Below are 10,121 nucleotides of genomic sequence, written 5' to 3'. Positions count from 1 at the left end.
ATCGACGGGCCCTTCGGCGATTTCTCGGACCCCGAGGGCTACAAGGCCGCCGCCTATCGCGCCGCGGTGCTGGGCTGCGAGGGGAAATGGGCCATCCACCCCAGCCAGATCGCGCTGGCCAACGCGGTGATGAGCCCCTCGGACGCCGAGGTCACCAAGGCGCAGCGCATCCTGACGGCGATGGCCGAGGCCGAGGCCGAAGGCAAGGGCGCCGTCTCGCTGGACGGGCGGCTGATCGACTATGCCTCGATCCGCCAGGCCGAGGTGCTGGTCGAGAAGGCCCGGCAGATCGCCGGCGCCGCGTGATGTCCGCCGCGCTCAGATCCCGGGCCGAGATGCTGTTCCGGGCGGCCTGCGCGGCCGCCGACCCGGCGCAAGCCCTGCGCGCCGCGCTGCGGCAGCATCCGGTGCCGGACCTGGGCGCGAATGGCCGCTATATCGTCGTCGCGGTCGGCAAGGCGGCGACCGCGATGGCCGGGGCCATGCTGGACGCGCTGGAACCGGCGCCGGTGCAGGCGCTGGTGGTAACCAATCGCGAGAACCGGCGGCCCCTGCCCGGCGCCATGGTCATGGTCGCCGGCCACCCGGTCCCGGACCAGGACGGCGCCGCGGCGGCACGGGCGGTGATCGCCCTGCTGGGCGCGGCGGGGGCGAAGGACCGGGTGATCGCGCTGATCTCCGGCGGCGGTTCGGCCATGCTGCCGGCGCCGGCGGGCGACCTGACCTTGGCGGACGAGATCGCGGTCGGCCGGCTGCTGCTGGAGCGCGGCTTCGACATCCGCGCCGCCAACCTCGTGCGCCAGCAGCTGTCGCGGCTGAAGGGCGGCGGCATGCTGCATTTCGCCGCGCCGGCGCCGGTGACGGCCTATATCCTGTCGGACGTGATCGGCGACGACCTTGCGGTGGTGGCCTCGGGGCCGACCGTGGCGCAGATCGGCAGTGTCGAAGAGGCCCGGTCGCTGATCGAGGCGCGGGGCCTGTGGCTGCTGCTGCCCGAAGAGGTCCGGGCGCATCTGGGCCGCGGCAAGGCGTCCGGCCCCGCTGCGGCCCTGCCCGAGGCGCGGAACCACCTGATCGGCTCGAACCGCAAGAGCCTGGAGGCGATTTCCGCGGCGGCGGCGGACCTGAACCCGGCGATCCTTTGCGACGCGCTGGTGGGTGCGGTGGCCGAGGCCGCGGCACGCATCGTCGCGGCGGCGCAGGACGCGCCGCGCGGCCGGCCGGCCTGCCTGATCTTCGGCGGCGAGACGGTGGTGAATGTCGTCGGAACCGGGCTGGGCGGGCGCAACCAGGAACTGGCGCTGCGCGTGGCCCTGGCGATGCCGGCCCTTGGCCGGGACTGGGTCTTCCTGTCCGGCGGCACCGATGGCCGCGACGGCCCGACCGACGCCGCCGGCGGCATCGTGGACGCGGGCACCGCCGCCCGCATCCGCGCCGCCGGCCGCGACGGCGCGGCGCTGCTGGCCAACAACGACAGCCACGTGGCGCTGAAGGCCGCGGGCGATCTGCTGCTGACCGGAGCGACCGGGACCAATGTCGCCGATGTCCAGATCCTGCTGCTCGGCCCCTGAACCAAGGAGGAAACCGTGAAGAACCATCCGGCCCCGTCCAGCCGCGCCCGCAACGGCACCCAGGCAAACATTCTTTCCGAAAGGTTGACGCGATGAAGGACACGATCATTTTCCCGCCCCTCGAAATCCCCGAGACGCTGGCCGCCGGGCCTGGCCCGGGCAATACCGATGCGCGGGTGCTGCAACGCTTTTGCCAGTCGGGACTGGCCGACCACATGCAGGCCGACGTCCTGCGGGGGATGATCGAATGCAAGATCATGCTGCGCGAGGTCTGGGGCACCGGCAATATCCACACCTTCGGCGTCGCCGGCACCGGCTTTTCCGGGCTCGACTGCATGCTGAGCGCGATCCTGCCCGGCGACAGCGTCGTGGTCTTCACCAACGGCACCTTCTCGGGCATCGACGGGCTGTCGATCCGCATGAAGGCCTCGACCCGCGAGGAATTGCGGGCGGATTCCCTGAACCCGCAGCCCGCCTCGGTCACTACGGTCGAGGTGCCGCATGGCCAATCCGTCTCGGCCGAGGTGATCGAGGCGGCGCTGGCCCGCCACAAGCCGAAATGGGCCTTCATGGCGCATTGGGAAACCGGCGCGGGCCGGATCAACGACCTGCGCGGCTTCTCGGACGCCTGTCAGCGGCACGGCGCGCTGGGGCTGGTCGATGCGGTCTCGTCGCTGGGCATCGCGGATTTCTCGATCGACGACTATCCCGGCGTGGTCGGCTGGGCCTCCTGCCCGCAGAAGGGCGTGCTGTGCCTGCCGCTGACCTATGCGCCGGTCAGCTTCAGCGACCGCTATATCGCCGAGCTGCGCGAGAACGGCTGCCACACCTATGCGCATCACCCGATCCTCGAGGCGCGGCACTGGGCGATCGTCAACGGCCAGGATGTCGAGAAGGGCGTCTATCACCGCACCCATTCCGGCTATGCGGTGGCGGCCTTTCACGAGGCGCTGCGCATCATCCTGCAGATCGGCCGCGCCAAGCGGGCCCAGGACTATGCCTTCCACGAAAAGGCCCTGCGCGCGGCGGTCGAGGCCATGGGCTGCGAGGTCACCTCGAACATGACCAGCCTGGTGGTGCTGAACCTGCCCGGGCCGCTGGCGGGACGCGAGATGGAACTGGTGCAGAACTGCCGCGCCGAGGGCTTCGGCATCTGGCCGACGCTTTCGGAACCCGTGCAGGTCCGCATCGGCATCCTCAACCAGCTTTCCGAACCCGCGATCACCGAGATCGTCACCCGCTTCGCCGATGCCATGGCGGACCTGGGGGCGAATATCGACATGGCCAGGGTCCGGGCGGTGCTGAGCGCCCATTACGACCACGCCGACGCCTAATCCAGGGATGATTGTCAGATGGATATTCACGAATACCAGGCCAAGGAAATCCTGGCGAGCTTCGGCGTCGCCATTCCGCCCGGCGCGCTGGCCTACAGCCCCGAACAGGCGGCCTATCGCGCCCGCGAACTGGGCGGCGACCGCTGGATCGTCAAGGCGCAGGTGCATGCGGGGGGCCGCGGCAAGGCCGGCGGCGTCAAGCTTTGCGACAGCGATCACGAGATCATGGAGGCCTGCGAGGCCATGTTCGGCCGCAAGCTGGTCACGCATCAGACCGGGCCCGAGGGCAAGGGCATCTATCGCGTCTATGTCGAGGGCGCGGTGCCCATCGCGCGCGAGATCTATCTGGGCTTCGTCCTCGACCGCGGCTCGCAGCGGGTGATGATCGTCGCCTCGTCCGAGGGCGGCATGGATATCGAGGACATCTCGGCCCAGAAGCCCGAGACAATCGTCCGCTCGGCCGTCGAGCCGGCGGTGGGACTGCGCGAGTTCCAGGCGCGCGAGATCGCCTTCGCGCTTGGCATCCCCGCCCCGCTGGTCCAGCAGATGGTCCGCACGCTGACCGGCTGCTATCGCGCCTTCCGCGACCTCGACGCCACCATGGTGGAGATCAACCCGCTGGTGGTCACCGGCGACAACCGCATCCTGGCGCTGGATGCGAAGATGACCTTCGACGACAATGCGCTGTTCCGCCATCCGCAGATCAGCGAGCTGCGCGACAAGTCGCAGGAGGACCCGCGCGAATCCCGCGCCGCCGACCGTGGCCTGTCCTATGTCGGGCTGGACGGGAACATCGGCTGCATCGTCAACGGCGCCGGCCTTGCCATGGCGACCATGGACACCATCAAGCTGGCCGGGGGCGAACCCGCGAACTTCCTCGACATCGGCGGCGGCGCCACGCCCGAGCGGGTGGCCAAGGCGTTCCGGCTGGTCATGTCGGACAAGAACGTCCGCGCCGTGCTGGTCAACATCTTCGCCGGCATCAACCGCTGCGACTGGGTGGCCGAGGGCGTGGTCCAGGCCCTGACCGCCAACCCGGTCGAGGTGCCGGTCGTGGTGCGCCTTGCCGGCACCAATGTCGAGGAGGGCCGCAGGATCCTCGAGCAATCCGGCCTGCCGGTCATTGCCGCCAAATCCCTGATGGACGCGGCGCAGAAGGCGGTGAACGCCCTGACGGACGGGGCAACCAATCTGGAAAAGGCGGAGGCGATCTGATGAGCATCTATCTGGACAATGAAAGCCGCGTGATCGTTCAGGGCATTACCGGGCGTCTTGCGCAGTTCCACACCAAGGAGATGATCGACTACGGCACCAATGTCGTGGGCGGCGTCGTGCCCGGCAAGGGCGGCGAGACGGTGCAGGGCGTGCCGGTCTTCGACACCGTCAAGCAGGCGGTGGCGGCGACCGGGGCCAATGCCAGCCTGGTGATCGTGCCGCCGCCCTTTGCCGCGGATTCGATCATGGAGGCGGCGGATGCCGGCATCGGCTATTGCGTCTGCGTGACCGACGGCATTCCGGCCCAGGACATGATCCGGGTCAAGCGCTACATGTATCGCTATCCCCGGGAAAGCCGCATGGTGCTGACCGGGCCGAACTGCGCCGGCACCATCAGCCCCGGCAAGGCGCTGCTGGGCATCATGCCGGGCCATATCTATCTGCCGGGCAACGTGGGCATCGTCGGGCGGTCCGGCACGCTGGGCTATGAGGCGGCGCAGCAGCTGAAGGATCTGGGCATCGGCGTCTCGACCTCGGTCGGGATCGGCGGCGACCCGATCAACGGCTCGTCCTTCAAGGACATCCTGATGGCCTTCGAGCAGGACGACCAGACCGAACTGGTCTGCCTGATCGGCGAGATCGGCGGCCCGCAGGAGGCGGATGCGGCCGGCTATATCCGCGACCACATGAAGAAACCGGTGGTCGCCTATATCGCCGGGCTGACCGCGCCCAAGGGCCGCACCATGGGCCATGCCGGCGCCATCATCTCGGCCTTCGGCGAAAGCGCCAGCGAGAAGGTCGAGATCCTGACCGCCGCCGGGGTCACCGTCGCCGAACATCCCTCGATGATCGGCGAGACCATCGCCCGGTCGATGAAACAGTTTGCCTGAGAGGTCGAGATGGCACAGCCCAAGGTACTTCTGACCCGACGGTGGCCCGAGGCGATCGAAGCGCGGCTGGGTGAGGTCTTCGACCTCACCGTCAGCCGGGACGACCTGCCACTGGACGCCGACCAGCTGAAAGCCGCGCTCCGCGATTACGACGCGGTGCTTCCCACGGTGACCGACCGGCTGTCGGCCCCGATCTTCGACGTGGCAAGCCCGCGCACGAAGATCCTCGGCAATTTCGGCGTCGGCTTCAGCCATATCGACCTGGCCGCCGCCAGCGCCCGCGGGATCACCGTCACCAACACGCCCGACGTGCTGTCCGAATGCACCGCCGACCTTGCCATGACCCTGCTTCTGATGGTCGCGCGCCGCGCCGGCGAGGGCGAGCGGGAATTGCGCGCCGGCAAATGGACCGGCTGGCGCCCGACCCACATGATCGGCAAGAAGGTCTCGGGCGCGACGCTGGGCGTCGTCGGCTTCGGCCGGATCGGCCAGGCCATGGCCCGGCGCGCGCATTTCGGCTTCGGCATGAAGATCGTGGTGCAGAACATCCCCGCCGTCGCCCCCGAGATCCTGGCCGAGTTCGGTGCCGAGCAGGTCGGCACCATCGACGAATTGCTGCCGCGCTGCGATTTCGTGTCTCTGCACTGCCCGGGCGGGGCCGAGAACCACCACCTGATCGACGCGAGCCGCCTGGGGCTGATGAAGCCGGACGGTTGCCTGATCAACACCGCCCGCGGCGAGGTGATCGACCAGCACGCGCTGGCGCAGGCGTTGTGGTTCGGCACCATCGGCGGCGCCGGGCTCGACGTGTTCGAGGGCGAGCCGGACATCCCCTATGCGCTGCTGGGCGCCGACAACCTGGTCATGCTGCCGCATCTGGGTTCCGCCACGCGCGAGACGCGCGACGCCATGGGCCTGCGGGTGATGGAGAACCTCGTGGCCTTTTTCGAGGGCCGCGAACCGCGCGACCGTGTGAACTGATGGCACGCGCGCGGGACTTCCAGCCCGGACCGGACGGCGGCGCCGATGCCTATGCCGAGACGCTGAGGCGCACGCTGCGCCAGCTTTGGCGCGACATGCTTCTGCGCCGCGCGCCGCAGGTGGCCGCCAGCCTCGATTCCGCTGCGCCGGTCGCGATCCCCCGCGACAATGCGGCGGTGCCCTATCTGCAGGCGCTGAACATCTGGTTCCAGCTGCTGCGCATCGCCGACGAGAACGTGGCCATGCGCGAGCGGCGGCAAGCCGAGACCGAGTCGGGCCCGGCGACCGTGCCCGGCAGCTTCGCCAAGGCGCATGCCGAGCTGGGCGCCGCGGCCCGGATCGGCGCCAGCGGCGCAGAGGACGGCATCTGCGTGGGGCCGACGCTCACCGCGCACCCGACCGAGGCCAAGCGCGTCACCGTGCTGGAAATCCATCGCCGCATCTATCGCAATCTCGTGGCGCTGGAGACGCAACGCTGGACGCCTCGGGAACGGGCACAGCTGACCGACGACCTGCGCAGCGAGATCGACCTGCTCTGGATGACCGGCGAGCTGCGTCTGGAACGCCCGCGGCTGTCGGATGAGATCGAATGGGGGCTGCAATTCTTTCGCGACAGCATCTATGACGCGGTGCCGCTGCTCTATGACCGCTATCTGGCCGCCGGCTTCGACCCCGGCACCCTGCCCGAGATCCGCTTTCACAGCTGGATCGGCGGCGACCGGGACGGCAATCCCAACGTGACGACCAAAGCGACCAGCGACGCGCTGGCCCGCAACCGGCAGGCGATCCTCGACCGCTATCTGGACGGGCTGCGCGAGGCCGGGGCCCGCATCAGCATCAGTTCCTCCATCGTCGCCGTTCCGGGGGCCGAGGGCATCGCGCTGGACGCCCTGATCGCCGAGCGCCCCGAATGCCGCAGCCGCAACCCGGGCGAGGTCTTCCGCCAGGCGCTGACGGTCATCGGCAACCAGATCCGGGCGCTGCGCGACCAGACCGGCGGCTATCGCTTCCTGGGCGACTTCATCGCCGACCTGAAGGTGGTCGAGGACGGGTTGCAGGCCATCGGCGCCGCGCATCTGGCGCATCGCCATGTCCGCCCGATCCGCTGGCAGGCGCAGACCTTCGGCTTTCGCACCGCGACGCTGGACATCCGCCAGAACTCGACGGTGACGACCGCAGTGCTGGCCGAGATCTGGGCCGGCGACGGCGGTTCCGCGCCGCAATACGGCTCAAGCGCCTGGTCGGAGCGGCTGCGCGCCGACCTGTCCAGCCCGGCGCTGCCAGAGGTCGATCCCGCCCGGCTGACCGAGGCCGGTCAGGAACTGCTGGCGCTGCTGCGGCTGATGCGCGACATGGGCGAGGGCGTGGACCGCGATGCGCTCGGCCCCTTCATCCTGTCCATGACGCGCTCGACCGACGATCTTCTGGGGGTCTATCTGCTGGCCCGCCATGCCGGTTTCGGCGCCGAGACCCTGGACCTGCGCGTGGTGCCGCTGTTCGAGACCATCGCCGATTTGCGCGCCGCGCCGGCGATCCTGTCCGAGCTGCTGCAGGTGCCGCTGGCGCGCCGCAGCCTGAAGGCGCGCGGCGGCAACCGGTTCGAGGTGATGCTGGGCTATTCCGACAGCAACAAGGACGGCGGCTTCGTCAGTTCGACCTGGGAACTGGAGCGGGCGCAGCGCAGCATATCCCGCGCCCTGGCCGGCCATGGGATGCGCCCGGCCTTCTTCCACGGTCGCGGCGGCTCGGTCAGCCGCGGCGGCGCCCCGACCGAGCGCGCCATCGCGGCGCAGCCGCCCGGCACGGTCTCGGGCCGGATGCGGATCACCGAACAGGGCGAGGTGGTGTCGTCGAAATACGCGAACCGCGGCACGGCGCTGAACACGCTCGAGGTGCTGACCTCGGCGGTGCTGCTGCACAGCGCGGCGCCGGCGCGGACCGCGGCAACGCCGGAATTCGACGATGCGCTGGAAGGCCTGGCGGGCATGTCGCAGACCGCCTATGCCACCCTGCTGGGCCAGCCCGGCTTCGTGAGCTATTTCCAGCAGGCCAGCCCGGTCGAGGAGCTGGCGATGCTGAAGATCGGCTCGCGCCCGGCCCGCCGCTTCGGGGCCAAGTCGCTTGACGACCTGCGGGCGATCCCCTGGGTCTTCGCCTGGTCGCAGAACCGCCACCTGATCACCGGCTGGTACGGCTTCGGCACCGCCATCGACAGCTTCCGCAAGGTGCGCGGGGCCGAGGGCGAGGCCCTGCTGCGGCGCATGCTGCGCGGCTCGGCGCTGTTCCAGCTGATCGTGGACGAGGTCGAGAAATCGCTGTTCCAGGCGGATATGCGGATCGCCGCCCGCTATGCCTCGCTGGTCGAGGATGCCGGGCTACGCGACGCGATCCTGGGCGCGGTGCAGGCCGAATACCGCCGCAGCGAACGGGCGCTGCTCTGGCTGACCGGCGAGGCGCTGCTGGCCGAGCGATTCCCCATGATGCGCGAGCGGTTCGAGCGGGTCCGCGCCCCGATGAACGACATTCATGCGCTGCAGGTCGACCTGCTGCGCGACTTGCGCGGCCGCACCACAGGCAAGCTGTCGGTGCCGCTGCTTCAGACGATGAACTGCATAGCCGCCGGCCTGGGCTGGACCGGCTGAACCACAGAACAGGGAGAGGAAGATGAACCACCAACCGATCAACACCACCATGGCCGCCAGGCCGCTGGCCGACAGCGATCCCTATATCTTTCGCGCCATCCGCATGGAGCTGGGCCGCCAGCGCGACGAGATCGAGCTGATCGCCTCGGAAAACATCGTCTCGCCCGCCGTGCTCGAGGCGCAGGGCTCGGTCCTGACCAACAAATATGCCGAGGGCTATCCGGGGCGGCGCTATTACGGCGGCTGCGAATATGTCGATATCGTCGAGGATCTGGCGATCCAGCGGGCGAAATGGCTGTTCGGCTGCGAATATGCCAATGTGCAGCCGAATTCCGGCAGCCAGGCCAATCAGGGCGTGTTCACCGCGCTGATGAAGCCCGGCGACACCTTCCTGGGCATGAACCTGGCCTCGGGCGGCCACCTGACCCATGGCGCGGCGCCCAACCAGTCCGGCAAATGGTTCAACGCGGTGCAATACGGCGTGCGCCGGCAGGATTGCCTGATCGACTTCGACCAAGTGGCGGACCTGGCCCGGCAGCATCGGCCGAAACTGATCGTCGCCGGCGGCTCGGCCATTCCGCGGGTCATCGACTTCCGCAGGTTCCGCGAGATCGCCGAGAGCGTCGGGGCCTATCTGATGGTCGACATGGCCCATATCGCCGGGCTGATCGCCGGCGGCGCGCATCCCTCGCCCTTCCCCCATGCCGATGTGGTGACCACCACAACGCACAAGACCCTGCGCGGCCCGCGCGGCGGCATGATCCTGACCAATTCCGAGGAGATCGCCAAGAAGGTCAATTCGGCGATCTTCCCGGGCATCCAGGGCGGGCCGCTGATGCATGTGATCGCCGCCAAGGCCGTGGCCTTCGGCGAGGCGCTGGAGCCCGAGTTCAAGTCCTATGCCGCGGCGGTGGTGAAGAACGCGCAAGCCCTGGCGGCGGGCCTGATCGAGGGCGGGCTGGACATCGTCACCGGCGGCACCGACACCCATGTGATGCTGGTCGACCTGCGGCCGAAGAAGGTGACCGGCAACGAGACCGAAAAGGCGCTTGGCCGGGCCAACATCACCTGCAACAAGAACGGCATCCCCTTCGACCCGGAAAAGCCCACCGTGACCTCGGGCATCCGCCTGGGCAGCCCGGCCGCCACCACCCGCGGCTTCGGAGAGCCGGAATTCCGCCAGATCGCCCGCTGGATCATCGAGGTGGTGGACGGGCTGGCCGCGAACGGTCCGGACGGCAATGCGGCGGTCGAAACGCGGGTCAAGGCCGAGGTCCAGGCGCTTTGCGCGCGCTTCCCGCTTTATCCCGAACTCTGAATGGCATCCGCCCGGCCCTCCCGGGGGCCGGCGGATTCTGACGCGTGAAGACTACGGAAAGGATCGCCTTTTGAAGATCGGCGGATTGAGAGAGCGTTTTGGGGGTGAGGCGCGTGTTGCGGTGACTCCGTCCTCTGCGGCGCATCTGCAGAAGCTTGGGCATGAGGTTT

General features: G+C 69.1%; 7 protein-coding genes and 1 pseudogene. All 8 read left to right on the top strand.

Annotated elements, in window-relative coordinates:
* Positions 1 to 306, top strand: a pseudogene (locus tag L632_RS23335) (CoA ester lyase); the annotation flags it as partial.
* Positions 306 to 1,571, top strand: a complete 1,266-nt coding sequence (locus L632_RS0120985; protein WP_028717541.1) for a glycerate kinase — start codon at positions 306 to 308, stop codon at positions 1,569 to 1,571. The pseudogene L632_RS23335 and the gene L632_RS0120985, both read left to right, overlap by 1 nt.
* Before the next feature lie 92 nt (positions 1,572 to 1,663).
* Positions 1,664 to 2,905 carry an aminotransferase class V-fold PLP-dependent enzyme gene (locus L632_RS0120980; RefSeq protein WP_028717540.1) on the top strand — a complete coding sequence of 414 codons (1,242 nt, stop codon included), beginning with the start codon at positions 1,664 to 1,666 and terminating at the stop codon, positions 2,903 to 2,905.
* 18 nt (positions 2,906 to 2,923) lie between these two features.
* On the top strand, positions 2,924 to 4,120 hold the full coding sequence (locus L632_RS0120975; RefSeq protein WP_028717539.1) for a malate--CoA ligase subunit beta: 1,197 nt from the start codon (positions 2,924 to 2,926) through the stop codon (positions 4,118 to 4,120).
* A complete protein-coding gene (sucD, locus tag L632_RS0120970) occupies positions 4,120 to 5,010 on the top strand; it encodes a succinate--CoA ligase subunit alpha (protein ID WP_028717538.1) in 891 nt (296 codons plus the stop codon). Before L632_RS0120975 ends, sucD begins: the two co-directional genes overlap by 1 nt.
* Positions 5,011 to 5,019: 9 nt before the next feature.
* A complete protein-coding gene (locus L632_RS0120965) occupies positions 5,020 to 5,991 on the top strand; it encodes a D-glycerate dehydrogenase (RefSeq protein ID WP_028717537.1) in 972 nt (323 codons plus the stop codon).
* Positions 5,991 to 8,633, top strand: a complete 2,643-nt coding sequence (locus L632_RS0120960) for a phosphoenolpyruvate carboxylase (protein ID WP_028717536.1) — start codon at positions 5,991 to 5,993, stop codon at positions 8,631 to 8,633. The genes L632_RS0120965 and L632_RS0120960 overlap by 1 nt, the downstream gene beginning before the upstream one ends.
* Before the next feature lie 49 nt (positions 8,634 to 8,682).
* Positions 8,683 to 9,951 carry a serine hydroxymethyltransferase gene (glyA, locus tag L632_RS0120955; protein ID WP_198021860.1) on the top strand — a complete coding sequence of 423 codons (1,269 nt, stop codon included), beginning with the start codon at positions 8,683 to 8,685 and terminating at the stop codon, positions 9,949 to 9,951.
* Positions 9,952 to 10,121: the final 170 nt, after the last annotated feature.

Origin of the sequence: Paracoccus sp. J39 (assembly GCF_000518925.1) — a bacterium.
In the GTDB taxonomy this organism is placed as follows: Bacteria; Pseudomonadota; Alphaproteobacteria; order Rhodobacterales; family Rhodobacteraceae; genus Paracoccus.
The sequence above is the reverse complement of the archived record's forward strand: the minus strand, read 5'-3'. Positions and strand labels throughout refer to the sequence as shown.

Coding starts and splice junctions, on each gene's coding strand:
- L632_RS0120985 (WP_028717541.1), top strand. CDS start 306: ATGTCCGCCGCGCTCAGATCCCGGGCCGAGATGCTGTTCCGGGCGGCC.
- L632_RS0120980 (WP_028717540.1), top strand. CDS start 1,664: ATGAAGGACACGATCATTTTCCCGCCCCTCGAAATCCCCGAGACGCTG.
- L632_RS0120975 (WP_028717539.1), top strand. CDS start 2,924: ATGGATATTCACGAATACCAGGCCAAGGAAATCCTGGCGAGCTTCGGC.
- sucD (WP_028717538.1), top strand. CDS start 4,120: ATGAGCATCTATCTGGACAATGAAAGCCGCGTGATCGTTCAGGGCATT.
- L632_RS0120965 (WP_028717537.1), top strand. CDS start 5,020: ATGGCACAGCCCAAGGTACTTCTGACCCGACGGTGGCCCGAGGCGATC.
- L632_RS0120960 (WP_028717536.1), top strand. CDS start 5,991: ATGGCACGCGCGCGGGACTTCCAGCCCGGACCGGACGGCGGCGCCGAT.
- glyA (WP_198021860.1), top strand. CDS start 8,683: ATGGCCGCCAGGCCGCTGGCCGACAGCGATCCCTATATCTTTCGCGCC.